Source organism: Acinetobacter sp. AOR14_HL, assembly GCF_027855175.1.
Taxonomy (GTDB): Bacteria; Pseudomonadota; Gammaproteobacteria; order Pseudomonadales; family Moraxellaceae; genus Acinetobacter; species Acinetobacter calcoaceticus.
Genome location: NZ_JAKTII010000012.1, coordinates 37861 through 62937 on the forward strand (window position 1 = coordinate 37861; position 25077 = coordinate 62937).

General features: G+C 37.7%; 23 protein-coding genes. 13 read left to right on the plus strand and 10 right to left on the minus strand.

Annotation, left to right across the window (positions count from 1 at the left end; translation table 11 throughout):
- The first annotated feature begins 64 nt into the window (after nucleotides 1–64).
- Genes MKL38_RS12815 through MKL38_RS12835 form a run of 5 tightly spaced genes read left to right on the plus strand, consistent with a single transcriptional unit; the run spans nucleotide 65 to nucleotide 4564 of the window.
- Nucleotides 65–955, plus strand: coding sequence for a mitochondrial fission ELM1 family protein (locus MKL38_RS12815; RefSeq protein WP_017392417.1), 891 nt, complete (start codon nucleotides 65–67; stop codon nucleotides 953–955).
- Nucleotides 956–977: 22 nt separating this feature from the next.
- Entirely contained in the window at nucleotides 978–2006 is a 1029-nt protein-coding gene (locus MKL38_RS12820; RefSeq protein ID WP_209735013.1) for a glycosyltransferase family protein, read from the plus strand.
- Nucleotides 2003–2758 (plus strand): polysaccharide deacetylase family protein, encoded by a 756-nt coding sequence (locus MKL38_RS12825; protein ID WP_270903438.1) that lies wholly within the window; start codon nucleotides 2003–2005, stop codon nucleotides 2756–2758. The genes MKL38_RS12820 and MKL38_RS12825 overlap by 4 nt, the downstream gene beginning before the upstream one ends.
- Nucleotides 2755–3522, plus strand: a complete 768-nt coding sequence (locus MKL38_RS12830) for a glycosyltransferase family 2 protein (protein WP_270903439.1) — start codon at nucleotides 2755–2757, stop codon at nucleotides 3520–3522. Before MKL38_RS12825 ends, MKL38_RS12830 begins: the two co-directional genes overlap by 4 nt.
- Before the next feature lie 7 nt (nucleotides 3523–3529).
- Nucleotides 3530–4564: a glycosyltransferase gene (locus MKL38_RS12835; RefSeq protein ID WP_270903440.1), complete on the plus strand. Its 1035-nt coding sequence runs from the start codon at nucleotides 3530–3532 to the stop codon at nucleotides 4562–4564.
- On the opposite strand, the gene MKL38_RS12840 is transcribed toward MKL38_RS12835, so the two are convergent.
- The gene (locus tag MKL38_RS12840; RefSeq protein ID WP_270903441.1) at nucleotides 4561–5448 is read right to left on the minus strand and encodes a glucosamine inositolphosphorylceramide transferase family protein; all 888 of its coding nucleotides are present in this window, start codon (nucleotides 5446–5448) and stop codon (nucleotides 4561–4563) included. The genes MKL38_RS12835 and MKL38_RS12840 overlap by 4 nt on opposite strands.
- Before the next feature lie 83 nt (nucleotides 5449–5531).
- On the opposite strand from MKL38_RS12840, the gene MKL38_RS12845 reads away from it, so the two are divergent.
- Together MKL38_RS12845 and MKL38_RS12850 are read left to right on the plus strand one after the other, a co-directional pair.
- Nucleotides 5532–6290: a glycosyltransferase family 25 protein gene (locus MKL38_RS12845; protein WP_270903442.1), complete on the plus strand. Its 759-nt coding sequence runs from the start codon at nucleotides 5532–5534 to the stop codon at nucleotides 6288–6290.
- A 38-nt stretch (nucleotides 6291–6328) separates the two neighbouring features.
- Entirely contained in the window at nucleotides 6329–7273 is a 945-nt protein-coding gene (locus tag MKL38_RS12850; protein ID WP_231762552.1) for a glycosyltransferase family 2 protein, read from the plus strand.
- Nucleotides 7274–7279: 6 nt separating this feature from the next.
- On the opposite strand, the gene MKL38_RS12855 is transcribed toward MKL38_RS12850, so the two are convergent.
- Both MKL38_RS12855 and MKL38_RS12860 read right to left on the minus strand, forming a co-directional pair.
- Nucleotides 7280–8203 (minus strand): glycosyltransferase family 32 protein, encoded by a 924-nt coding sequence (locus tag MKL38_RS12855; RefSeq protein WP_017392425.1) that lies wholly within the window; start codon nucleotides 8201–8203, stop codon nucleotides 7280–7282.
- Between the two features lie 32 nt (nucleotides 8204–8235).
- On the minus strand, nucleotides 8236–8451 hold the full coding sequence (locus tag MKL38_RS12860) for a hypothetical protein (protein WP_005036150.1): 216 nt from the start codon (nucleotides 8449–8451) through the stop codon (nucleotides 8236–8238).
- 204 nt (nucleotides 8452–8655) lie between these two features.
- On the opposite strand from MKL38_RS12860, the gene MKL38_RS12865 reads away from it, so the two are divergent.
- A complete protein-coding gene (locus MKL38_RS12865) occupies nucleotides 8656–9684 on the plus strand; it encodes a stealth conserved region 3 domain-containing protein (protein WP_270903443.1) in 1029 nt (342 codons plus the stop codon).
- Between the two features lie 65 nt (nucleotides 9685–9749).
- Here MKL38_RS12865 and aspS read toward each other — a convergent pair whose 3' ends face one another.
- Together aspS and MKL38_RS12875 are read right to left on the minus strand one after the other, a co-directional pair.
- On the minus strand, nucleotides 9750–11534 hold the full coding sequence (aspS, locus tag MKL38_RS12870) for an aspartate--tRNA ligase (RefSeq protein ID WP_004789117.1): 1785 nt from the start codon (nucleotides 11532–11534) through the stop codon (nucleotides 9750–9752).
- A 171-nt stretch (nucleotides 11535–11705) separates the two neighbouring features.
- Nucleotides 11706–12470 carry a DUF4184 family protein gene (locus tag MKL38_RS12875; RefSeq protein WP_270903444.1) on the minus strand — a complete coding sequence of 255 codons (765 nt, stop codon included), beginning with the start codon at nucleotides 12468–12470 and terminating at the stop codon, nucleotides 11706–11708.
- A 137-nt stretch (nucleotides 12471–12607) separates the two neighbouring features.
- On the opposite strand from MKL38_RS12875, the gene znuD reads away from it, so the two are divergent.
- Together znuD and MKL38_RS12885 are read left to right on the plus strand one after the other, a co-directional pair.
- Nucleotides 12608–14683 carry a zinc piracy TonB-dependent receptor ZnuD gene (gene znuD / locus MKL38_RS12880; protein WP_270903445.1) on the plus strand — a complete coding sequence of 692 codons (2076 nt, stop codon included), beginning with the start codon at nucleotides 12608–12610 and terminating at the stop codon, nucleotides 14681–14683.
- A 75-nt stretch (nucleotides 14684–14758) separates the two neighbouring features.
- The gene (locus MKL38_RS12885) at nucleotides 14759–16222 is read left to right on the plus strand and encodes a phospholipase D family protein (protein WP_270903446.1); all 1464 of its coding nucleotides are present in this window, start codon (nucleotides 14759–14761) and stop codon (nucleotides 16220–16222) included.
- Nucleotides 16223–16501: 279 nt separating this feature from the next.
- On the opposite strand, the gene MKL38_RS12890 is transcribed toward MKL38_RS12885, so the two are convergent.
- Complete coding sequence (locus MKL38_RS12890; protein ID WP_004638883.1) at nucleotides 16502–16948, minus strand: hypothetical protein; 447 nt, start codon at nucleotides 16946–16948, stop codon at nucleotides 16502–16504.
- 165 nt (nucleotides 16949–17113) lie between these two features.
- On the opposite strand from MKL38_RS12890, the gene MKL38_RS12895 reads away from it, so the two are divergent.
- Nucleotides 17114–17503: an RcnB family protein gene (locus MKL38_RS12895; protein WP_005036171.1), complete on the plus strand. Its 390-nt coding sequence runs from the start codon at nucleotides 17114–17116 to the stop codon at nucleotides 17501–17503.
- Between the two features lie 48 nt (nucleotides 17504–17551).
- Here the strand turns inward: MKL38_RS12895 and MKL38_RS12900 are convergent, their stop codons facing one another.
- The 4 genes from MKL38_RS12900 to MKL38_RS12915 all read right to left on the minus strand — a co-directional run bounded on the left by MKL38_RS12900 (nucleotide 17552) and on the right by MKL38_RS12915 (nucleotide 22575).
- Nucleotides 17552–18034 carry a phosphate-starvation-inducible protein PsiE gene (locus MKL38_RS12900; protein WP_209832009.1) on the minus strand — a complete coding sequence of 161 codons (483 nt, stop codon included), beginning with the start codon at nucleotides 18032–18034 and terminating at the stop codon, nucleotides 17552–17554.
- A gap of 122 nt (nucleotides 18035–18156) precedes the next feature.
- Entirely contained in the window at nucleotides 18157–19938 is a 1782-nt protein-coding gene (locus tag MKL38_RS12905; protein WP_004638890.1) for an acyl-CoA dehydrogenase C-terminal domain-containing protein, read from the minus strand.
- A gap of 167 nt (nucleotides 19939–20105) precedes the next feature.
- Nucleotides 20106–21908 (minus strand): acyl-CoA dehydrogenase C-terminal domain-containing protein, encoded by a 1803-nt coding sequence (locus tag MKL38_RS12910; RefSeq protein ID WP_209832005.1) that lies wholly within the window; start codon nucleotides 21906–21908, stop codon nucleotides 20106–20108.
- A gap of 289 nt (nucleotides 21909–22197) precedes the next feature.
- Nucleotides 22198–22575: a hypothetical protein gene (locus MKL38_RS12915; RefSeq protein ID WP_005309618.1), complete on the minus strand. Its 378-nt coding sequence runs from the start codon at nucleotides 22573–22575 to the stop codon at nucleotides 22198–22200.
- Between the two features lie 132 nt (nucleotides 22576–22707).
- Between MKL38_RS12915 and baeS the strand changes: the two genes are divergently transcribed.
- Together baeS and MKL38_RS12925 are read left to right on the plus strand one after the other, a co-directional pair.
- Nucleotides 22708–24366, plus strand: a complete 1659-nt coding sequence (gene baeS / locus MKL38_RS12920; protein WP_132071551.1) for a sensor histidine kinase efflux regulator BaeS — start codon at nucleotides 22708–22710, stop codon at nucleotides 24364–24366.
- Between the two features lie 21 nt (nucleotides 24367–24387).
- Nucleotides 24388–25074, plus strand: coding sequence for a response regulator (locus tag MKL38_RS12925; RefSeq protein WP_003655179.1), 687 nt, complete (start codon nucleotides 24388–24390; stop codon nucleotides 25072–25074).
- Nucleotides 25075–25077 lie beyond the last annotated feature (3 nt).

Sequence of the window (25077 nt, forward strand, 5' to 3'; positions counted from 1 at the left end):
AATCCGTTAACATAAAAAGGCGAACTTTGGTTTCGCCTTTTTATTTTTGGCTTATGGAGCTTTTATGCATATTGTCTATGTCTCTGATGGTAAGGCAGGACATCGCTCACAAGCATTAGGCTTGTTTCAGGCGATGCAAAGACAACAGGCAGATACAACTTTTGAAGAAATCCTCATTTCTGATTTACCTATTATTTCTTTAATTCAGGTACTTTTCTCTTCAAAAAACTCCTTATTTCAACAAGCCCCCGATTTTATATTTGGAGTGGGCAGTCACACTCATTTTCGGGTCTGGTTACTCGGTAAAATTTTTAGAAAAGCTAAAACTATTATTTTGATGAAGCCTAACTTACCTGTGGTTTGTTTTGATTATGCTGTTATTCCCGAACATGATGGTATTCATGCTGACAGCCATGTGATTGTCACGCGTGGTGCACTCAATCCAATTCGTAATGAAAACCGCCATCAAACAGCCAGAATTTTAATAGCCTTAGGTGGCTCATCTAAACGACATCAATGGAACCAAGATAAAGTATTAAGCAGTGTTCAAAAAATTGTTGAGAATAATCCAGACGCTGAAATTATTCTGACGACTTCACGCCGAACACCAGCAGGATTTGTCGATATTTTAAGACAGCAAAGCTTTGCCGAGCATTTGCAAATATTTCCGGTTGAGCAAACACCTCAAGGCTGGATTTTTGAAGAAATGCAAAAAGCAGAAGCTGTTTGGGTGACAGAAGATAGCGTATCTATGATTTTTGAGGCACTTACTGCGGGTTGTCGAGTAGGGGTAATGGCGATGGACCGTTTGAAAGACGACCGCATTACCTACTCAGTTGATCAAATGTTAGAATCAAAATTAATTTCACAGCAGACTTGTGTTGTACAGTTACCACAACCTTATGCTTTTAAAGAAGCAGACCGTGTGGCAACATATCTTTTAGCGAAAAATTAAATTTTTTATTTTGAGTAAATAAATGAAAATATTGCATATTGCGAATTTTGGCTTTAATAAACAAGGCGCCCATTTTTACTGCACAGACCGTAAAATTTCTGCCGGATTAATTGAAAATGGCCATTTCGTTTATGACTTTAGTTTTCGTGACATGGCTCGCATGGGAACCATTTTTAAAACAAAAAAACTGGGTGCCAGTTGGGCCAATAAAGAAGTACTAAAAGTCGTTAATAATATTGAACCTGATCTGGTACTCATTGGACATAGTGATTTAATGAGTCCAGATGTTTTAAAACAGATTAAAGAATCTTATCCAAATACTAAAATTGCATTTTGGTATGTTGACCCGCTTTATCTCGAAAGCAAACTCGATTTCGTAAAAGCATTTTCGCCTTATCTGGACGCTATTTTCTGCACAACAGGTGGCGAATATCTACAAAAATTAAAGCAGCCTCATTTAAGCGTCGCCTATTTGCCAAATGTTGGTCACCGTAATGTAGAAACGCTACAACAATTTTCAAACGCTAACACAGACAAGACTTTTATTTTCTGTGGCGTGGTTTATAAAGAACCTGAGCGTGAGAAGTTCTTAAAAGATTTGGCAGATGCATTGAAACAAGGCCATGTGAACTATCAATATTATGGTTGCTTTGAACAGCCAGGTGTTTACGGTAAAGGTTATTATAAGGTTCTGTCTGAGACAAAAATGGGACTCAATTACTCACGCCGTAATGATGTAACCTTGTATAGTTCTGACCGTATTGTACAACTGACCGGTAATGGTTTACTCACCTTTAGCCCAAGAATTCCTGGCTTTGAAAAACTCTACACTGAGCAGGAAGTGGTTTACTTTGATGATCAGTTCGACTTGGCCAAAAAGATACAATTCTTTGATCAGAATCCAGAGCAAGCTGAAAAAATAGCGAAAGAGGGATGGGAGAAAACACGCAAATCTTTCAATGCTAAGCGCATCACCCAATTTATGATTGAAGTGACATTTAAGCAGCCCCTTTCAGAAAATTATGAATGGTCACATGAGGTTTATGCATGATGTGGTTTTTGTACGTTGCGGTAGGCCTACTAGCACTTGCTGCACTGTTATATGTGCTGGGTAATTATACATTTTGGCTTCCGTTTCGTTCGAGCAAACTACCACGTATTGTCATGCTGCATCAGGTGACCCCTAAAGATGCGGCCTCTGGCATGAATATGCCTCCTGAAAAGTTTGAACAACTCTTACAGTTGTTGACGCGTAAAAAAGCTACTTTTTGCTTTGTCTCTGAGCTTGAACAATATCGTGGTCAAAAGAACGTTGTTGCTTTAAGTTTTGATGATGGATTTATGGATAATTATCTATATGCCTATCCATTACTTAAAAAATATAATGCAAAGGCAACCATTTATTTGGCGACACAAATTGAAGGAATTGAAAAGCTAACTCATGATCAAATCCATGAAATGGCAAATTCAGGCTTCATTGAATTTGGTGCGCACACGCAACACCATGTGAACTTACTTAAGCTTGATGATCAAACTGCTTACGACGAAATGCTTCAGTCTAAACAAGATGTCGAAGCACTAGTTGGGAAGTGCCCAAGCTTTGCCTATCCATTTGGTCGTTTTAATGAAAAACACCAGAAAATGGCGCAAGAGATTGGCTTTAAAAATGCCGTATCAACTCGTAAAAAAATCGAAGCCTATGAAGCAGTTAATCAATTTAATATTCCACGTGTCAGCACGCATGGTGCCATGAATGCTTTACAGATGCGTATCGCCCTTGCTAAAGGACGTTATAAGTTATGAATAAAATTCCATGTAGTGTCTATATTGTTACTTTAAATTGTGGTGCTTGGTTAGAGCAAACTTTGCAAAGTATCAGTGATTTTGATGAAGTCATTATTTTAGACTCTGGCAGTACCGACAATACTTATGAAATTGCACAGCGCTTTGAGAATACGCAAATTTCTCACCAAGATTGGCAAGGTTATGCTGGGCAAAAAAGTTTGGCTTTAGCAAAATGCCGAAATGATTGGGTACTTAATTTAGATGGTGATGAAGTCTTATCTAACGAGTTAAAACAAGAGATCGTTGAGACCATTCAACAGAACAAGCTTGATGCATTAATCACACCGATTAATGATGTGTTCTTAGGTGTTCCCAACAGCAAACATACTAAAAAGCATGCAAAAGTGCGTTTTTTTCGCAAGTCTAAAGGACTTTACGACCTTGCCAATAAAGTCCATGAAAATGTGATTGTGGATGGTGAATCTCAGCGCGCTCAACATGATATTTATCATTATGGCGAGTCGAGCATTTTTGTTAAAGTCGAAAAAAATAACCAATATTCCAATTTAAAAGCATTAGAGAAATTCCAAAAAGGAAAGTCTCCAAGCGTTGCAAAATTGGTTTTGGTGATGCCAGTGACTTTCATGAAGTCTTATTTTATTCGCCGTAGTTTCTTAAATGGTTGGCGTGGTTTCGTAAATAGTATGATTAACGCGTTTTACGCTTTTCTAAAAGAAGCAAAACTATTTGAACAGACTATGAATAAAGATAAAAATAAGTAGGCAAGCTATGAAAATTGTTCAGGTGTTGGCAACAAGTGGTGGAATTGGAGGATTAGAGCAGCACACTTTTAATCTTGTTAATGAGCTCGCTTTAAATCATGAAGTACATGTGATTGCACATCCTTGCTATCTAGACAAGTTTAGCCAACAGGTACATTTTCATGCTGTTGATTTTGCACGCAGCCGCTGGAATATTTTTTTACTTTGGCAACTTAAAAATCTGATCCAAAAAATTCAACCTGCTATTGTTCATGCACAAGCAGGAAAGGCGGCTGAGCTGATTGCCCGTATTAAGCCTTTTTTAGCTGGCCCTAAATTTGTAACGACGGTACACGGTACTAAAAAGAATCAATCTGCCTATTTAACCGGTGATGCTGTTATTGCGGTGAGCCAAGCTCTAACGCAAGGCATTCCTGAGTCGAAAGCACACGTGGTTTACAACGGGGTATATCCTCAACCCGTACTTACAGCTGAAAATAAAGAAAAATTACTTCAATCGATTCAAAAAGATTTTGCTGAGCTAGACCCTAGCAAAAAAGTTGTCATGTGTATTGGACGTCTAGAACCAGTAAAAAATATCAGTTTATTGATTGAGTCGATGCAACATATCGATGCCAATTTATGGATTGTAGGCGATGGTTCACTTCGAGCAAGTTTAGAGAAACAAGTCAGTGAACTGAATATGCAAAATCGGGTTGCTTTTCTTGGCTTTAGAACTGATGCTCGAGATTTGGTTCAGTTGGCAGATGTTGTAGTTTTATCTTCTGACCGTGAAGGTTTTCCGCTCGTAATGGTAGAAGCTTTACAGGCCGATAAAGCTATGGCTTCAACTAACGTGAATGGTGTGCTCGAGTGGCTGCCAGAACAATATCTAGCAGAAATTGGAGATGCAGAAGGCCTAGCAAGCGCAATTCAAGCTGCACTTAAGCCAGATGCACAAAATGACTTTAGCCCTCTATATGAAAAAGCCAAGGCTGAACTGACTGTGCCAGCCATGGCTGAGCAGACGCTTAATATTTATAAGCAGCTGTTAAAAACTTAATTATTTTTTGGCGTAAGGCGGATGGCATCAAGCACCACGAAGTTATCTTCGACATTAATGGTATGGCAACCGTCATCTTCCTGATTCCAGTCTGGTAAAACCACTTCTAGTAATTTTTCTTCATAGGCTGTTGGGCTAAGTTGAGTAATCGCTTTTAATTCGATATTGCCGCCATAACGTTTTAAAGAATCTTGGCTTGGTCGAACTAATTGTCCTTTATAAATAAAAGGTTTACCTGCCATACGGAATTGCTGACTGCCTCGGCACACTGGATTCATTGGGTGCTCTTGCCATTCAGGATTCAAAATATCTTCGGTAAAGAATAGATCTAAACGGTCACCAAACTTCTTACAATCACGGCGCGTTGAAGTAAAAAGATACCATAAGCCTTGATGATAAAAAGGTGTACTGTCGACTGCTTCGATATTCTCGATCAGATTAGAATGCTTTTCCCATTTCAGTGGAAACTCAGTACATTTCCAAAGCTCAATGGTTTTATTAGCAGAAGTCTCAGGAATCATGTACCAAGTGTCTTCTACTTTAAATACACAAGGATATGAGAGGTGGTAATCGAGTTTTAAGATTGTCTCAGGCGGTGTGTAGGTGCCATCCTTAAAGACTTCTAAAACAGAAAGAAAGCCGACAGGATGCTGATCATCGACTTCTTCAAAAAAAATAAAATGACGGACATTTTCATAAGCATAAAAGCTATCTGCAAATGTAAACTTTTTAGGGGAATGGATCTCAAAGAGTGAATCTAATTGCTCAAGTGTTGTAAAAGGTTGTTCTAGCCAGCCGAAACGCATATACCAATGAGAGTCAAAAGATTTTGCTTTTTTTGCTTGTTGGTATTTGTACCATTTTTTTTGAATTGAACGAATCATGACAATACAAGAAAATAAAAAAGATATATTAACTCTATTTTACATTAGATATGATACTCGCTGTTTAAAAGGGGAATAGCTTAATGAAGATTTATGTTGTAACTATAGAAGATGAAAAATCACCTCGTTTAAGTAAGTTCCTCGGCCAAAATTTTTTCAAGACGAGTAAGGTTGACTACACAAAAGTAGGCGTTAAGGGGGTGGATTTATCCGTAAAACAATATTTTGAAATGGCCGTAAAAGGTCGTTCCCAACCTTTAACACCGAGTGAGCTAGGCTGTACCTTATCTCATTTAAAAGCTTTAGAGCTTTTTCTTGAATCGGAAGATGAATATGCATTGATTTTTGAAGATGATGCAATATTGCCTGATGATTTAACGATTGATAAGTTAAAAGAAGAATTAGAAAAAGTAGCTCTACCATCGAATTTGCTATTTAGTTTGGGCGGTATTCAAATGAAGGAATGTTTAAAAACAAGAGGTGAGTTTAAAGATTATAATTTTTTGAATAAAAAAGTGCTAGAAGTGGTTCCAGATTTTTTCCATCGTGCTTGCTATGCTTTTGCGTACATTGTTGATAGAGAAATGGCTGCAACATTACTTAAATATCATCATAAAATAAGAAAAGCAGATGATTGGAGTTATTTATTTGATTTTGATTCAACAGTTCATATTTTAATGTCATTTATCATCGATCATCCTGTAATCGAAGTTGGAGAAAAAGATCCAATATTAAGCCGGTTAGAAAGTGAAAGAGCAAAATCTGAAGATTTAGAAAAAAGTAAATATGGTCATGGCTTAAGAAAAAATTTGGCGAAATTATCATATAAACGATACTTTTAAATTTTTTAATTATATTTTTAAGCTTAGAGATATTTTATATGACAGCTTTAGTTAGTATTATTGTGCCAGCTTATAATGCCTCAAATACTATTCTTGATACTATTAAATCAATAGACGAACAAACTTATAAAAATTTTGAGTGCATAATTGTAGATGATGGATCAAACGATAGTGCTGAGTTGTGTGAAAATATATCTGATTATTTAGGTAAAGATAAGTATAAATATTTTAAAAAAGAAAATGGGGGAGTGTCGAGTGCTAGAAACTGGGGAGCAAATAATGCCTCTGGTGATTATTTGATGTTTGTTGACTCTGATGACAAAATTGCATCTAGCTATATTGAAAAATGCTTAAATATATTGCAAACGCGTCCTGATTTAGCATTAGTGTGTACAAATGTTCAAGAGTTTGAACGCTCAAATAATAAGATTAGCCATAAAATAGTAAGTTTAAAAGAGTTCATTTTTCATAATGCTATTTTTCCATGTATTGCTCTAATGCGGACTGCTGACTTTAAAAGAGTAGGAGGCTATGATGAAAAACTTAAAGTATGTGAAGATTGGAACTTATATATATCTTTATTGAAAAATAACGAAAAATATTTTGTTATTCCGGAATATTTATATTTTTATAGAAAAAGATCAGATCAGTCTAGTTTAACTGATCAAATCGATTGTCAAAAAATTTCAAAAGAAATCGCTTTGAATCGAATATTTGATAACCATAAGGATTTATACAATGATCAACTTGGTTCAATCTGGAATATGGTTGAAAAGAATAATGAAGCCATAAAAATTTCTAAACGGTATAGTAGAAGTGTTAGTCTGATTTTTATCGTATCACTAATAAGTTTCTTTATTGCATTTTGGGGTGGTTCTACTCGATATATTCAAATAATTGTAGTTTTTAATATATTTGTTTTTGCACTATTTCTTTTTTTAAATAACAAATTTAAAAAAGAAATAACTAAATATAGATATTAATAGATTTTAAAAATCAAGAAGTGAATTTTTCTTAACTTTGTTTGATTTAATATATGGTGCTAATAAATTTCTATCTGAACCAATTAACTTTATAAGATAAGGCATATTTGAAGGTCTATAGTTCAGTACTAATGATTCAATAAAATGGATGTGAGATTTTTTATTAAAACCATGATAGATAAAAGCATTTTCATCACAATTAACTAGTGAAATACTCATATCCATTTTTCTTAAAACTTTTTGACAAGCTACATAAATAACTAGATATTCGAGTCGACAAATATTTTGAAAATATTCATTATAGTTCGGACATGTTTTTCTAATTTCCTCAATATAGTTTTTAACCCCTAATTTAATGGCATAGGTTAGTTCAATTAACCATTCTTTAAAAAAAGGATTATCTTTCTCAGAAGCTAGAAGCCAACTTTCAATGACTGGGTACTGTTTTACAGTAGTATTGGCATTGCTATAATAACCAAATGCCTTGGTTTTATTGTTATTACATAGATCAATAATCCAGTCTAAATTACTATATAGAATTACACTTGCATCAACCCATATACCACCATGTTTATATAATAAATATAAGCGTAGTAGATCAGATTTTAATTGAGGAGTGAGACCTTCAAATTGAGAAAAGTCAATTTCACAAAAATCACTTATATTGTTATTATCTAAAATGTGAACAGTATATTCATGATTCAAACTTTTAATACGTTCTAAACAACGTTCTACAAGTTCTGGTTTTTTAGAGTCCCAGTATATCCATATGATTTTTGGAATATTAATTTTACCTTCAGATTGAGGATGAAGGGTAATTAGATTTGCTAGGTTGTTAGGTTCAAGATTTTTGATACGCTTATCTATATAGAATTTAAGATGAAACCTTAAAAGGAAAAAAATTTTTCTTGTAGATTTGCGTAAACCCATAACAACCTCAAATGATAAATAAAAAGAATTTTTTATTTATCCGTATTTCCTTTTAAAACCATATAAATCAGCGCAACAAAAATAAGCAATGCACCTGCTAAGCTACTTACACAGAAATAAAGAATACGTTGATTTGTATTGATGTTAAATAATTCATTGGCAAGGATATAGCGCATGAAAAACCATTGCGCAAGAGAGAATACAATTACGATTAAAGCATGTCGACGTACATCAGGGCGCATTGCCATAATGAATCACCAAGGGAGAAAAAGTGGAGGTATTATGCCATTTGCCCACTCTCATCTCAATAGAGCCTTAATTGAGTAAAATTGTGTAGAAAAACTAAAATTATGAATAAATTGTGAATTTTTATTAACATTAATAAACTTTGAGGTCCATTTTTTATCTGAAATTTTCTAGTAAATTTCTGTACTTATTTGGATATATGTTTAATGCAGCCTGTTGATTTTGTAATGATTTGGGTGGATTCAACCGATACGAAATGGCAGCAACAATACATATATTATAAATCCAGAGAAACTAAAACAAAGGTAGTTGAATCTATTGATCAATGCCGCTATCGCGACTGGAATAATCTTCATTACTGGTTTCGATCTGTTGAGAAATATTGTCCGTGGGTCAGAAAGATCCATCTGGTGACTTGTGGTCATTTTCCTGAATTTTTAGTCAAAAATCATCCTAAGTTAAATTTGGTCACACACGATCAAATCATGGAACCAAACTGTTTACCGACATTTAACTCACATGCCATTGAAATCAATATTCATAAAATTGAGGGATTAGCAGAGCATTTTGTCTATTTTAATGATGATACCTTTATCAATAGGCCGTTAGAGCCTGATTTCTTTTTTAGAAAGGGTTTACCTTGTGATGGTGTGCGTTTACAGCCACTCATGGTCGTAGGTGAAGAGAACTTTTTAGGTGCAGTTGCCCTAACGGATGTTGCGATTATTAATAAGCATTTTGATAAGCGAAAATTGCTTCATAAAAATCCCTATGCACTTTTTAACTATCGCTATTCTATGAGCAGTAATTTGGGTAATTTTTTAAGTTTATATAACCGAAAATTTTCAAGTTTTTACAGTACTCATTTGCCTCAACCTTTTTTGAAATCGGTATTTGAAGAAGTTTGGAAAACTGAAGAAGCTTATTTAAAAGAAGTATCAAGTCATCGATTTAGACAGCCTTTAGATGTTAATCAGTATCTTTTTCGGTTGTGGCAGTTGTGCTCATCTCGTTTTTATCCTGTCAATATATTTGAGCGTGGACAAAACTTTAACTTAAGGCTGCAAAATCTTCCTGAAATTGATAATGTTATTAAGAATGAAAGGCTTCCACAAATTTGTCTAAATGACGATGAACACGTGGTCGATTTTGAAAAGCTTAAAACAGAAATCATTCAGATTTTTGATCAAAAATTTAAAACGCTCTCAAGTTTTGAAAAAGAAATATCTCATTAAAATTTGAAAATTAATGAATAAAAAACCCTGCATAAGCAGGGTTTTTTAATTTGAGAATCTAAAAATTATTTAGATTCTTCAGCTTTTGGCTTTTCACGTAAGCGGATGCCCAAGTCACGAAGCTGATTTGCTTCAACAGGAGCAGGTGCTTGAGTAAGTGGACATTCAGCAGTCTTAGTTTTAGGGAATGCAATAACGTCACGAATAGAAGTCGCGCCAGTCATTAACATTACTAAACGGTCAAGACCAAATGCCAAACCACCGTGAGGAGGAGCACCGTAACGAAGCGCATTTAATAAGAAGCTGAATTTCTCTTCCGCTTCTTCATCAGAAATACCAAGCGCTTCAAAAATCGCTTTTTGCATTTCTAATGTATAAATACGAAGTGAACCACCACCAACTTCAGTACCGTTCAATACCATGTCGTAAGCAACAGAAAGTGCTTCACCTGGATTGCTCTTCACTTCTTCTACGCTTGATTTTGGTAGCGTGAATGGATGGTGAACAGAAGTCCATTTGCCATCGTCAGTTTCTTCAAACATTGGGAAGTCAACAACCCAAAGTGGAGCCCACTCACAAGTTGCAAGATTCAAATCATGGCCAATCTTCACACGAAGCGCGCCCATTGCATCATTTACAACTTTAGCTTTATCTGCACCGAAGAATACGATATCGCCATCTTGCGCACCAACACGTGCCAACAGTTCAAGTACGATCGGCTCAATGAATTTCACGATTGGAGATTGAAGACCTTCAATTCCTTTAGCGAGTTCATTAACTTTGATATAAGCCAAACCTTTTGCGCCATAGATGCCAACGAATTTGGTGTATTCATCGATTGCACTACGTGGCAATGATGCTGCACCTGGAACACGTAAGGCAACAATACGACCTTTAGGATCTTTTGCAGGACCCGCAAATACTTTGAACTCAACTTCTTGCATTAAGTCTGCAACATCGACGAGTTTCAACGGAATACGCATATCAGGTTTGTCTGATGCATAGTCACGCATTGCATCTGCATACGTCATACGTTGGAATTTATCGAATTTAACGCCAAGAAGTTCATCGAACATCTTCACAGTAAGGACTTCCATTAAGTCCATAATGTCATCGTCACTCATGAACGATGTTTCAACGTCGATTTGAGTAAATTCTGGTTGACGATCAGCACGTAAGTCTTCGTCACGGAAACATTTCGCGATTTGGTAGTAACGATCAATACCACCCACCATCAACAATTGTTTGAATAATTGTGGTGATTGTGGAAGTGCATAGAAACTACCATTTTGTACACGACTTGGTACTAAATAGTCACGCGCACCTTCAGGTGTTGCACGTGTCAAAATAGGTGTTTCAACGTCTAAGAAACCATTATCTTCGAAATAATTACGAATAAGATTAGTCAATTTAGAACGGAAGCGTAAACGATCCAACATTTCAGGACGACGAATATCTAAGAAACGATATTTCAAACGAATTTCTTCAGAAATATTGGTATTTTCATCATTTAATGGGAATGGAGGTGTTTCTGAAGCAGCAAGAACTTCGATGTCTTTACCTAAAACTTCAATTTGACCACTCACCATGTTGGCATTTTCAGTACCTTCATAACGGCGACGAACACGACCTGTAATTTTTAATACATATTCAGAACGTGCTTTATCTGCAGTTGCAAATGCTTCTGGAGTATCTGGGTCAATAACCACTTGAACGAGACCATCACGGTCACGCATATCAAGGAAAATAACACCACCATGGTCACGGCGACGATGTACCCAACCGCATAGTGTAACGGTTTGGTCGATTTGGGCTTCAGTTAAAGAGCCACAGTAATGAGTTCGCATCATAATGAAGATTATCCAAACTATATTGGCTGAAAAGACGGATGCGTAAACCGCGCACCGTCAAAAAAAATAAGTTTTCGATTATGCCTTGTTGCATGGTTTGTCACAAGAAGTAGATCAAAAAACCGCAGAAATTAACCTGAAAATGAGCAATTTGGCAGCAAGTTTCCTGATTCATCCCATTCTTTGTTGCCGATCTAAAAACAAGAATAATAAGCATCCTAAGCTAAAGGTGCTTAACCAGCCCTGCATAAACTCATTAATCGAACGGCCTGTAAAATAATAGGTATCAGCATGCCAAACCTCATGAGGAATGTAGCGAGCATAATCCCAAAAAGAAAATAAACCCAAGAGCGTAGATAGAATAAATAAAGACCATGCAAAATTTTTAATTTTTCTACTTACTTTCCAATGCTGTTTATAGTGCTGGTAATAGTGAATACACATCCAAGCGAGAAAAGGCAAAGCAAGAGCAGAGGAGCCAAGTTGCAAAAGACGATGTAATGGATATGGACGTCCAAAAAGATGAACTGTTGTCGCTAATACATCTTTAAATACAAAGGTCCGAAAGTCTGCATGTGTTAGACCATCCCAAATCAGATGCGTCGCTATACCGATGATGAGTGCAAATATGATTCCAATAAAAAATATAGAAATACGTTTTAAAGAATTGAGAGCAAGATCATGTTGTACACCAAAAAAACGGTAAATTACTGGGCGATAAAGAAAATACCAAACAGCACAAAACAGTAAGCCTAATGCGAGGTTGGGATAAATCAGACCTTTCCATTGGTGAGTCAGCATACTGGAATGAACTGTAAATAAGCGGTAAAGATCGGGTGTCATACTCCCAATGGCTAAAGCAGCAATCGGTAAAGTGTTTTGGCTAAGCTTAGATAAGGGAGAAGCTATAACGGCATGAGAGATGGTAAAAGGCATTAGAAATCAAAAATTACTCACATCATTTAGTTGACCAGTCTAACGAATCGTCTAATTAAAAATGTTTTTTATTGCAAAACAAATGAAATGTTATAGTATAACAAAAATAAAACATATCGTGATTCGGGACACATCCAATGCAGTTTTATAAAAATATTTTGACCTTATCCATTTTAGCTGTCATATCCGTTCCTTCGTTTGCAGCAGAAAGTGAAAATGTTGAAAAGTTAGAAACCATTCGAATTAAGGCTCATCCACTTGAGCAAACTTCACAAGATTTTGCAGTTGCAGATACTGTTGTTGACCAAAAGCACTTATCGCAAGGTGCTGCGACCATTGGGGATGCACTCAGTAGCGAAGTGGGAATTTATGCTAATCAGTTTGGGGCTGGTTCGAGTCGTCCAGTTATTCGTGGACAAGATGGTCCACGCGTTAAAGTGCTTCAAAATTCATCAGAAAATATTGATGTCTCGACCTTGTCTCCTGACCATGCGGTAACAGTAGATCCTGTGCTTGCAAAACAAGTCGAAGTGATTCGAGGTCCTTCAACTTTACTGTTTGGTGCTGGAACTGTCGGCGGCTTAGTTAACGTTATTGATAACAAGATCCCTACGCAAATGCCTGAAAACGGCTATGAAGGACAAGTTGGCTTACGTTATAACACTGGAAGTGATGAAAAACTGGCAAGCGCGGGTGTAACTGTTGGCTTGGGTAGCCAAGTAGCTTTACGTGTTGAAGGGTTAACACGTGATGCGAATAACTACATTGCACCAAATTATATTCATGAAGGTGAAAAAGAGCGCCGTGTAGACAATACTTTTGCTCAGGGTGATTCAGTTAACGTCGGGTTGTCTTGGATTTATGACCGTGGTTATACGGGTATTTCTTATAGCAACCGTCGCGATCAATATGGCTTACCAGGGCATAGCCATGAATATGAAAGTTGTAGTGCTCACCTAACAGGAATACCGCATTTACATTGTGGCGATCATGAGCATGAAGATGGTGAAGAAGCTCATGATCATGGAAATGAAGAACACGAGCACGAACATGGTGGTCCATGGATTGATTTAAAATCTGAGCGTTATGATTTTAAAACTGAGTTAAATGATCCTTTTGCTGGTTTCCAAAAATTACGTGCTCAGGCGAGCTATACTGATTATCAACATGATGAAATTGAAGAAGGGGCAATTGCTACCCGATTCCAAAACAAAGGTTATGACGGGCGTATTGAGTTAGTACATAACCCTATTGCTGATTGGGAAGGGGTCATTGGCGCGCAGTTAGGCCAGCAAAAATTAGATTTAACTGGCGAAGAAGCGTTTATGGCACCGACCACTACGAAAAAGTGGAGCGTATTTGCCTTAGAACATAAGCAATGGAAAGACGTACATTTTGAGCTTTCTGCACGTGCAGATCAGCAAGAAATTGATGTAGACGATAACTCAAAACAAGATTTTGATGGTTCGGCATTTTCTTACGCAGGTGCTGCAAACTGGGAGTTTGCACCAAACTACAAACTCTCTTTTGTAGCTTCACATCAAGAACGTCTGCCTTTAGCTCAAGAGTTATATGCAAATGGTGGGCACTTTGCGACAAATACTTATGAGTTAGGAAATGATCAACTCAGTAAGGAAAAATCGAATAATGTTGAGTTAGGTTTACATTTTGATAATGACAAACTCGACTATCATCTTCATGTTTACCATAACTGGTTTGATGACTACATCTATGCACAAACCCTTGACCGTTATAAAGACTTCCGTTTAGTTCAATACACTCAAGATAAAGCACGTTTCTATGGTGCAGAGGGTGAAATTGGTTATCAAATTACCCCAATGTACAAGATCAGTGCTTTTGGTGACTATGTGCGCGGTAAAATTGATGCTGAAGGTAATGCGCCACGTATTCCAGCAGGACGGTTAGGGACTAAAGTCGACGCAGATTTTGGTGATGGTTTTAGTGGTTCTGCTGAGTATTATCATGTCTTTAACCAAGACAAAATCGCGGCATACGAGACCGAAACTGAAGGCTATAATATGCTAAATCTTGGTGTGGCATATTCAGGGCAATATGGTGTAAAAACAGATTATCGTGTGTATTTAAAAGCGAACAACTTGTTAGATGACACCGTTTATCAACATGCATCATTCTTATCAAATATTCCACAAGTTGGACGCAATTTTACAGTAGGTGTTGATTTTAAATTTTAAGGGTTTAACACGAAACTAAACTTGAAAAATCAAACCAAAAGACCTAACTTGAAACTATCAAGTTAGGTCTTTTTTATGCGTATTTTTCAACGAATTCATCAAAAAATAAATTGGTCAGGGCGTCGTTATATGGCGATATTACTTTGCGTTGTTGCTATTGCATATCTTGCATCGGCAATTTACCACACAGTAAAACCATTGCCACAAGGGATTAACTTTAGTGGCAAGCTTAGACATGCCGATGTCAAATTTTTAGCAGATAAAACCTACCTTGATGCAAAAGGGCAACAACAGGTTGATCAGCACATCTTTGATGAAATCTTGAAAATGATTGATGAGGCCAAAACCACGATTGTGGTGGATATGTTCTTGTTTAATTCAGAAGTTGGCGATTCAAAAATAAAGCAAAGACCACTCATGCAAGAGTTAACTGATGCATTGGTAAGTAAAAAAAGACAAAATCGCCAAATTCAGATTGTAATGATTACTGACCCGATTAACTCGGTCTATGGGGGCTTAAAACCTGAAAATTACCGTCAGTTACGTCAAGCAGGTGTTGATGTGATTGAAACCAATTTAGGCCCATTACGTGCGTCTAACCCATTCTGGTCCGGCTTATGGTACATCTGCTGCCAGAATGTTGGAAATAATCCTGAAAAAGGCTGGTTACCAAATCCGTTCGGTGATGAAAAAATTACACTGCGTAGCTATTTAAACTTATTTAACTTTAAGGCAAATCACCGTAAAACCGTGGTCGTCGATACCGATGCGGGCTGGAAATCACTCGTAACTTCTGCAAACCCACATGATGGTAGTTCTAGACACTCAAATGTTGCTTTGGTTGTAACGGGAGCCACAGCAGCTGATGTTCTACAAACTGAAGCAGCGGTTGCACGAATGTCGGGAAGTAGTGCACCCTCACTCATTTTAGGTGATTTTGAAAAAGACGTAACTAAACCTCAAGTCCAAGTCTTAACTGAAGGGGCGATTTATCAATCTGTATTAAAATTGATTAACTCAGCTAAGCCTAAAGAGCACCTTGATTTAAGTATGTTCTATTTATCTGAACGTAAGATTATTCAGGCTCTAAAAAGTGCTAAAGAAAGAGGTGTTATTGTCCGAGTTTTGCTTGATCCAAATAAAGATGCTTTTGGCAGACAAAAGAACGGTATTCCAAACCGACAAGTTGCTTCAGAGCTACATGCTACGGGCATTCCAATCCGTTGGTGTGATACGCATGGCGAGCAGAACCATAGCAAAATGATATTAAAATATAACGCTCAGCAAGCTGAGTTGATTGTAGGATCGGCCAATTTTACAGCCCGTAATTTAAAAAATTATAACCTTGAAACTGACATGCTGGTCATTGGAAAAGTTCAAGATCAAGTCTTTAAAGATGCTCAAAATTACTTCAATACATCGTGGTCAAACCTGCAAGGCAGACAGATGAGCGTGGACTATGCGAAGTATGCAGATGAGTCTAAAGTGAAGTATTGGATTTATCGTTTTATGGAATGGTCAGGTTTATCGACTTTCTAATTCTATTTTTTATATAAACATTGAGGCTATATGTTCACGACGGAGTCTTACCTAGTCTCACCCTAAACCTACAGCTCATTCGTTACTTTGGTTTTGCCCAAAGTAACCAAAGGCATTTGTCATCCACAAAACCTGTTCAATATCTCCATTTAACCGATTTTATTGCAAAAACAATATATTCATAAATTTCGGGCAGGTTGTGGATAACATTTAGCACCAGCGAATATTGGAAAATATTTAATTTCTATATCACTTAGCCTATCTCATCATTGAAATAATTTAAGGCGCTGGCGGAATCAACTGATCCAAAGTCTTATCATCTAACTTTTCTAATTCACTCAAATCAGTCTTAATTTTCCACTGTGACTCATCATCAACAGGATTTGGCAAACGCGCTTCAAGCCAATCACAGACTACATCTGGAGAAAACTCCGGATGATTACATTGGATAATCCACGATAAAAAATCTTTTGCTTCACCATTCATATACGGAGGTGGAGAAACAGGAAAGAATAAGGTCGGTAGGCGTTCGTTTGTTGATAGGTAGTTTAAAACATGCCCTAACTCTTGAACTGTTTGCCATGCAAGTGGGTGTTCTACATCAATACTGAACTTAAACCACCAAGCGTGTTCGCCATCTGCTCCATTCGCCATGATACGTGCTTCTTGCACACTTGGAACTTTGCAAAAAAACTGATGAAGACGTTCAAAACTGATTTCAGACACAGCAATTGACCTAGCTAGAAAAAAGCTAATGTTAGCATAGATACAGATTCTTCATATTTTCTTTATAGTCATTACAAACCTTAGCAATGTTATCTGTTTTATTCATGGTTTCTCCTTGACTGTCTTCTAATCTAGCTTCATATCAAGATTAAAAGGAAATAGGGCATGAAAAAGCCAATCGTTCTTGTACTTTCGACGTTAATGTTAGGTATATCAGCTACCGCGATGGCCGATACAAATCATCGTTGGGATAATAATCATGGTAGAGACCATGACCGATATGAACACCGTGATCGTGATGATCGTCGCCATGATTATCGTAATGATCATCGGGCTCCAAGTTGGTCAAATGCCGATCGTGGTAAGCACTATGGTCGATATGTAGCATTTAAACGCGGTGATCGTATTCCTGCGGAATACCGTAATAGTCGCTATTATGTTTCAGACTGGAGATCGCATCGTTTGTATGAGCCGCCACGTGGATACCGTTGGGTTAAAACGCCTAACCAATATTTACTTGTAGACTCAAAACATCAAATTTATCGTGTTCGTTAATTTTGAAATATAGAATATATAAATGGCCTCAATATTGAGGCCATTTTTTTATGCTAACTCATCATCTTGAGGTTGAGGTGGCTTTAAAGTTGTAGGTGTTTTTGCATGCTTTTCTTTCATCACTGAAGGATAATTCCAAGACGCAAAACGAACGACTAAGATAGAAAGGGCTAAAATAAGAATTGAGCCTGTAATAATGACTTGGTCCATATCCGCTTTATGGTCATGTTGGATATCTGAAATAAGTAGTCGAGTTAATGCTGTAATCGCAACATAAATAAGAAAGCGTACAGGCATATGATTGGTTTTAAAGTAAATTCCAACCATTGCTCCAAGTTCTAAGTATATAAATAATAATAAAATATCATCAATTGAAGCATACTTTTTGACTGTCAAAATTTCAAAAACAGTATTGGCTGCGGACCAAGCCACCATACAGCCAATAATGAATAAGGCTAAATAATGGAATGCTTCTACGGCGTAATGACCGAAACGGTCAAGTAGTCGCTCGTATTTTTTTGGATCAGGCATAGTGAGATCTTTTATTTGCTTCAGAATGTTTAGAAATTAAAACAAATTCCATGCCAATGGAAATAGTAAATACAAAATAAAAAAACGCCTGATTTTTCAGGCGTTTTTCATAAAGAACTTAATTAAGCTTGGTTCGTAAAGTAATCTTCACTAAAGCCCATAATTAAGTCAGAACCTGCTTTGATTTTAGCAATACGCGCATCAATATCTGGCAAGATACGTTCAACAAAGTATTGAGCTAAAGCAAGTTTGTTTTGATAGAAATCACCAGATTTATCTTTGGCAGCAGCAGCAATTTTCGCAAACATATAAGCGAAGCTGAGTAAACCAACTGCATGTAAGTAATCAACCGCAGCTGAGTTCGGGAAGTCTACATTTTCAGCAGCTTGTTCGATAATAAACTGAGTGATTGCTTCAATTTCAGTTGCAGCATCTAAAGTTGCATCTTTAATAAAGTTCAAGTCTGTGTCTAAGTCATTTGCAAAGTCACGGATTTCAGTGATGTATTCAGCAATGAACGCACCGCCACATTTAATGGTTTTACGACCAATTAAATCTTGAGACTGAACGCCATTCGTTCCTTCGTAGATTTGAGCAATACGGAGATCACGAATACATTGTTCCATGCCCCATTCACGGATATAACCGTGACCACCGAACACCATCTGAGCATCTAAAGTTGCTTGGAATGCTGTATCGGTCAGATAAGCTTTAGCAATCGGTGTTAAAAGCGCAACGCGATTATTGGCTTTTTTCACAGCTTCGGCATCAGTTGAGAATTTAGTGATATCGAGCTGTTGACCTACATAGACTGCAAATGCACGTGATGCTTCATTATTTGCACGTACGTTGAGCAACATACGACGCACGTCACCATGTACCAAAATACTATCTGCTGGTTTGTTTGGTGATTGAACACCTAATGCACTACGACCTTGTAAACGGTCAGTCGCATATTGAGCTGCATTTTGATAGGCAAACTCAGATGCACCTAAACCTTGAATACCCATAGATAAACGTTCGTAGTTCATCATAACGAACATGGCAGCAAGACCTTCGTTTTCTTTACCAACGAGGTAACCTTTTGCTCCATCAAAGTTCATCACACAAGTGGCAGATGCTTTAATCCCCATTTTATGTTCGATAGAACCTGGACCAACTAGGTTGCGTTCACCTAATGAACCATCTTCATTCACAAAGTACTTAGGTACGATGAACAAAGAAATACCACGTGAACCAGCAGGTGCATCTGGAGTTTTAGCAAGTACCAAGTGAATGATGTTTTCTGCTAAATCGTTATCACCACCAGTGATGAAGATTTTAGTACCTGTAATGTTATAAGTACCATCTTCATTAGGTTCAGCTTTAGTTTTGATAATACCTAAGTCAGTACCTGCATGTGGTTCTGTCAAACACATCGTGCCTGACCATTCGCCTGAGTAAATCTTAGGTAAGTAAGTTTCTTTTTGTTCTTGAGATGCATAGCTGCTTAAAGCCATGCCTGCACCCACAGAAAGAAGCGGGTAGAGCATAAATGATGGGTTAGTTGCAAATAACATTTCATCAGAAAGAACGGTGAGCATTTTTGGCATGCCTTGACCGCCCCATTCTTCGTCGGCCCCTAAGCCAATCCAACCGCCTTCTGCATATTGACGGAATGCATCTTTAAAACCTGCTGGTGTGAACACCTCGCCGTTTTCATAGCGAGCGCCTTCTTCATCACCAGTACGGTTTAATGGATGAGTCACGTTCTGAGCAAATTTAGCCATTTCTTCTAAAATTGCTTCAGCAGTTGCAGCATCTACATGAGCAAGTTTCTCATTAGACTGCCAAAATTGTTCTGCTTTGAATACATCATTTAAGATGAATTTCATATCAGCTAAAGGAGCATTGTAAATTGGCATAATCGTTCACCTTTTTTGTGCACATTGGCCTGTGCTAGATATCCTGTAAAACGAAATGGATATGGAATTTAAAGTGTAAATTTATCATTGATTTTATAAAAAAAGGACCGTCAAAACTGAGCAGTCCTTTTTTGTTTTTTAACATTGCATATCGCAACTAACTATGGTTAGAAAGCGAAATGTTCAGCATCTAATGACATTAATGGATCTAAGCCACCAGCAATAACATCTACATGTGAGCGAACACGTGGCAAGATTTTTTTGAAGTAGAATCGAGCAGTGGTTACTTTTGCATTGTAGAAGTCAACTTCGCTAGTACCTTCTGCTAATTTCTCTTGTGCAACAAGTGCCATACGAGCCCATAGGTACGCTAAAGTGATATAACCTGAGAAGTAGAGGTAGTCTACAGCAGCAGCACCTACTTCATCTGGGTTTTGCATTGCACGCATACCAATTTGCATGGTGAGATCGCCCCATTCTTTGTTAAGCGCTGCAAGCGGCTCAACAAATTCTTTCATGGCAGCATTGTCTTTGTTTGCTTCAACAAATTTGTGAACCATTTTGGTAAAGTCTTTCAGCATTGCACCTTGAGTTTGCAATACTTTACGACCTAACAAATCAAGTGCCTGAATTTCAGTTGTACCTTCATACAAGCAAGAAATACGTGTATCACGTACGATTTGTTCCATGCCATGCTCAGAAATGAAACCATGACCACCGAAGACTTGAACACCGTGCTTCGCAGACTCAGAACCAGTTTCAGTTAAGAATGCTTTTGCAATTGGAGTCAATAAAGACAAGATGTTGTCAGCAAACTTACGCTCTTCTTCTGTTTCGCCTTTTTCAACGATATCAGCATATTGAGCAAGTAAGTAAACAAGTGCACGACCGCCTTCAGCAAACGCTTTTTGAGTTAAAAGCATATTACGTACAGCAGGGTGAACGATAATCGGATCTGCATCTTTTTCTGGAGCTTTCGGACCAGAAAGTGAACGCATTGCTAAACGTTCTTTCGCGTAAGTTAACGCACCTTGGAACGATGATTCAGACGCTGCTAAACCTTGAACAGCAGTACCAATACGTGCTGTGTTCATGAAGGTGAACATACAGTTCAAACCACGGTTTTCAGGTCCGATCAAGTAACCTTTAGCTTGGTCAAAGTTAATGACACAAGTCGCATTACCATGAATACCCATTTTGTGTTCGATAGAACCACAACGTACCGCATTACGCTCGCCAATACTTCCATCTGCATTTACATGGAATTTAGGGACAATGAATAATGAGATACCTTTAGTACCTTTCGGTGCACCTGGTAAACGTGCAAGAACGATATGGATGATGTTTTCAGCCATGTCGTGTTCACCAGCAGAGATAAAGATTTTCTCGCCAGAGATTGCATAACTACCATCAGCATTTGGTTCTGCTTTAGAGCGGATAATACCTAAGTCCGAACCTGCATGAGATTCAGTTAAGCACATCGTACCTGTCCAAACACCTGAAACAAGGTTTGGTAAATAAGTATCTTTCTGTTCATCAGAACCATGATGTTCTAATGTACGTACAGCTCCGTGAGACAAGCCTGGGTACATACCCCAAGACCAGTTTGCTGTACCAACCATTTCAGAAATTGCAATACCTAAAGAGTTAGGTAAAGCCTGACCACCGTATTGTTCTTCTGCTGATAAAGACGGGAAGCCAAGTTCAATATATTTTTGATAAGCTTCTTTAAAGCCTGTTGGAGTGGTAACTACGCCATCATTCCAAGTACAACCTTCGCGGTCGCCAACTTGGTTTAAAGGAGAAAGTTCATTTTCACAAAAGTCTGCCGCAGCTTCTAAATATTGATCAACCAATTCACGGCTTACGTTACCTTGGAAATCAGGTAATTTTGCATAGTGTTCTTCAGCATTTAATAATTCATGCAAAACGAATTGCATATCACGTAAGGGCGCTTTGTATTGTGGCATATCGGGTTCCTCAATACTGGTGAAACCAGAGTTATAATCTTAATCTATGATAATGTGCCATGAGGCACCTTGGACTATTACATCGTGCAACAACTTGCATAACTGCACAAGCACCTCAGGACCTTTACTTTGTGACTGCAAAGTCAAGAAAAAAATGCTTAAACTAGCTAAGTGCTTTGAGTGTAAACACTTTTGGTTATGTTTATATGATACAAATAGTCAAAATCGTAAATAGTTATGTATAAACAAAAGGCGCCTATAGGCGCCTTTTGTTTCATAATTTTTAGAATTATTTTGCTTGAGCTGATGCAGGAGCAGGGGCGTTAACTGGTGGTTGAGGGCGCTTTGGTTCAAAACGAAGGTTACAAGTACCTTCAAGTGTCTTATCTCCAACTTGAACATTTACTGCTTGTCCGTTGGCCTTACCATCACATGCTTTTTGGATTTGTTCAAAGCGAGCTTGACGTTCTGCACGGTGCTGTTCCCATGCTGCTTTTTGTTCTGGTGTGAACTCACGATGTTTCATACGGTGGTGGCCTTCACGTGGGCCATCTTGCATCATGCCACGTTCTGGCTTAGGTGGTTGAGTCGTCGATTGACAAGCCGCTAAACTTCCCATTGTTACAATTGCCGCACTGAATAATGCAATTTTTGCCGTCATTTTCATATTTAAAGCCTTTTAATGTTGTGTTTACCATTGGCTTAAAGATTAGATAATAAAGATGTAGAAACAATGGAGAGTTTTTCTTTTCGTTGTTGGTTACAATGCCAAATATAGGGTAAAAATGAGAGAGTGCTTTTGAACGTTCTACGTGTTCCCATTGCATTACGGTTGTTTTTGACAGTCTTGCTCACCACATTGCTTATTGCGACTGCAAGCTTGAGTGTTTTGCACTGGACAATGCAAAAGAACTTTGCCAAATATGTGGCCGACGTTGAAATGCAAAAGCTCGACCGCCTTATTACCAATCTTGGCAATGTCTATACAGTGTACCATGATTGGGGAAATGCGATTCAGGCACAAATTTTACAAATCGAAGGGACTGCGGCTCCCGATGATTATGATCGCCTCTCGCAGTGGTGGCTTCGTCGTCAATATGATATTGCCATACAACAGCACTCTTTCGATGAACATGCCCTCATCAATATTTCACCCGAAGTTACGCCAACAAATAAAAATACTATTTTTAGCGATGAAGAGTTAAAAACGCTTGAGCAAAATTTACCTTCTCAATATCAACCGTTTGAAGGGCTACGTTTCCCTTTAAGTGCAAACCAGTTTCGCCCAAGTGATGATAAAAATAAGTCAAAGAAGGGGAGCTTAAAAGATATTGAAACTCAAAATGGTAAGAAGCGTTTTATTGCTTTACCTGACCGCTTGGGTTTAAGTTCTCGTTTATCTTTATATGATGCAAATCACCAGTTTGTAGTTGGTGAACCGCCTTCTTCAGATCAGATGTCATTTCGCCCGATTATCTTAAACAATCAAGTCGTGGGATATTTGGGCTTAAAACCCGTTTTGGATAAAGAAGATGCTTTAAGTATTAATTTCTTTAGTAATCAAAAGCGTTATTTACTCTTAATTTATGCTTTAACCTTGCTCTCAAGTTTAGTTGCAGCGCTATTGATGGCAACTTATTTTAAGAAACCGATTCAGCGTTTATTAAATGCGACAAATGAATTAACTAAAGGAAATTATCAGCATCAAGTTGTTATTAAACGAAATGACGAATTAGGTGATTTATCCACCCAATTAAACCATTTGGCAGAGATTTTACATCGGCATGAAGAATCACGTCGTCAATGGGTAGCGGATACTTCCCATGAATTAAAAACGCCATTGGCTGTATTGCAAGCACAAATTGAAGCGATGCAAGACGGTATTCGAAAGGCAACCCCTGAACATCTTAATGCGATGATGCGTCAGGTTTCAAGCCTGAAAAAATTAACACAAGACCTTGCAGACTTGGCGCAGGCAGATGCACAACAACTCAAGTGTTATTTGAGTTCTGTAAATCCATGGGAAGTTGTATTACAAGAAGTTGAAAACTTTAAACCGAAACTTGAGCAGGCTGGTCTCGAAATTCAAGTTGAAGGAACAAGCTCTCCGCTATTATTAGATCGTGATCGGTTTAAACAGATTATTGTTAATTTAATTAGTAATAGTATTCGTTACACAGAAACAGGTGGCAAAATTCATATTCATACAGCTCAAACTCCGCAGGAGTGGACTTTGTATGTTGATGACAGCCCATTTGGTTTAAACGATGAGCAGTTATCTCGTTTAGGTGAACGTTTCTATCGCGTAGATGATTCGCGTACGCGTAGTACAGGTGGAACAGGGCTAGGCTTGGCTTTGTCTTGTAAAATTGCGCAGGCGCTCGGTGGTACACTCAGTTTTGAACATTCACCTTTAGGTGGTTTACGTTGTGTACTCACTTTTAAAAAGCAGAGTTAAATATAAAAGGAAAAATATCTCATGAAACATGTGATGTTGGTTGAAGATGAAGTCGAATTGGCGCATTTGGTGCGTGATTATCTTGAAGCTGCCGGTTTTGAAGTAAGTATGTTTCATGATGGTCAAGATGCCTATGCAAGTTTCCAGCAACGTAAACCTAATTTAATGGTTCTGGACTTAATGGTTCCACGAATGGATGGTTTGACCATTTGCCGTAAGGTTCGTGAACAGTCAGATTTGCCGATTATTATGGTGACTGCTCGTACCGAAGAAATCGACCGCGTCTTGGGTCTGAATATGGGCGCTGATGATTATGTATGTAAACCGTTTAGCCCAAAAGAGTTGGTTGCTCGCGTACAGGCAGTTTTACGCCGTTTAGAACGTAAGGCAGAGCCGGAACAGAATGATTCTTTCCGAATTGATAAAGCACAGCAAAGAATTTGGTATCAACAAAAATCGTTAAGCTTAACGCCAACCGAATTTCGTTTACTTGAGCTATTTTTAGAGCATGTTGGACAAGTCTATTCACGAGCACAATTATTGGATCATATTAATCCAGATAGTTTTGACGTTGCCGATCGTGTGATTGACAGTCATATCAAAAACTTGCGGCGAAAAATTAGTGAAGCGGCTGAAACTGGTAACCGCCATGAGTGGATTCAAGCAGTTTACGGTGTAGGTTACCGCTTCGAATATCCTGAAGAGTAAAAC

Coding starts and splice junctions, on each gene's coding strand:
- MKL38_RS12815 (WP_017392417.1), top strand. CDS start 65: ATGCATATTGTCTATGTCTCTGATGGTAAGGCAGGACATCGCTCACAA.
- MKL38_RS12905 (WP_004638890.1), bottom strand. CDS start 19,938: ATGCCAATTTACAATGCTCCTTTAGCTGATATGAAATTCATCTTAAAT.
- MKL38_RS12900 (WP_209832009.1), bottom strand. CDS start 18,034: ATGCCTGATCCAAAAAAATACGAGCGACTACTTGACCGTTTCGGTCAT.
- MKL38_RS12835 (WP_270903440.1), top strand. CDS start 3,530: ATGAAAATTGTTCAGGTGTTGGCAACAAGTGGTGGAATTGGAGGATTA.
- MKL38_RS12925 (WP_003655179.1), top strand. CDS start 24,388: ATGAAACATGTGATGTTGGTTGAAGATGAAGTCGAATTGGCGCATTTG.
- MKL38_RS12845 (WP_270903442.1), top strand. CDS start 5,532: ATGAAGATTTATGTTGTAACTATAGAAGATGAAAAATCACCTCGTTTA.
- MKL38_RS12875 (WP_270903444.1), bottom strand. CDS start 12,470: ATGCCTTTTACCATCTCTCATGCCGTTATAGCTTCTCCCTTATCTAAG.
- MKL38_RS12830 (WP_270903439.1), top strand. CDS start 2,755: ATGAATAAAATTCCATGTAGTGTCTATATTGTTACTTTAAATTGTGGT.
- aspS (WP_004789117.1), bottom strand. CDS start 11,534: ATGATGCGAACTCATTACTGTGGCTCTTTAACTGAAGCCCAAATCGAC.
- MKL38_RS12885 (WP_270903446.1), top strand. CDS start 14,759: ATGCGTATTTTTCAACGAATTCATCAAAAAATAAATTGGTCAGGGCGT.
- MKL38_RS12825 (WP_270903438.1), top strand. CDS start 2,003: ATGATGTGGTTTTTGTACGTTGCGGTAGGCCTACTAGCACTTGCTGCA.
- MKL38_RS12895 (WP_005036171.1), top strand. CDS start 17,114: ATGAAAAAGCCAATCGTTCTTGTACTTTCGACGTTAATGTTAGGTATA.
- MKL38_RS12850 (WP_231762552.1), top strand. CDS start 6,329: ATGACAGCTTTAGTTAGTATTATTGTGCCAGCTTATAATGCCTCAAAT.
- MKL38_RS12915 (WP_005309618.1), bottom strand. CDS start 22,575: ATGAAAATGACGGCAAAAATTGCATTATTCAGTGCGGCAATTGTAACA.
- MKL38_RS12840 (WP_270903441.1), bottom strand. CDS start 5,448: ATGATTCGTTCAATTCAAAAAAAATGGTACAAATACCAACAAGCAAAA.
- MKL38_RS12855 (WP_017392425.1), bottom strand. CDS start 8,203: ATGGGTTTACGCAAATCTACAAGAAAAATTTTTTTCCTTTTAAGGTTT.
- MKL38_RS12910 (WP_209832005.1), bottom strand. CDS start 21,908: ATGCCACAATACAAAGCGCCCTTACGTGATATGCAATTCGTTTTGCAT.
- MKL38_RS12860 (WP_005036150.1), bottom strand. CDS start 8,451: ATGGCAATGCGCCCTGATGTACGTCGACATGCTTTAATCGTAATTGTA.
- znuD (WP_270903445.1), top strand. CDS start 12,608: ATGCAGTTTTATAAAAATATTTTGACCTTATCCATTTTAGCTGTCATA.
- MKL38_RS12820 (WP_209735013.1), top strand. CDS start 978: ATGAAAATATTGCATATTGCGAATTTTGGCTTTAATAAACAAGGCGCC.
- MKL38_RS12865 (WP_270903443.1), top strand. CDS start 8,656: ATGCAGCCTGTTGATTTTGTAATGATTTGGGTGGATTCAACCGATACG.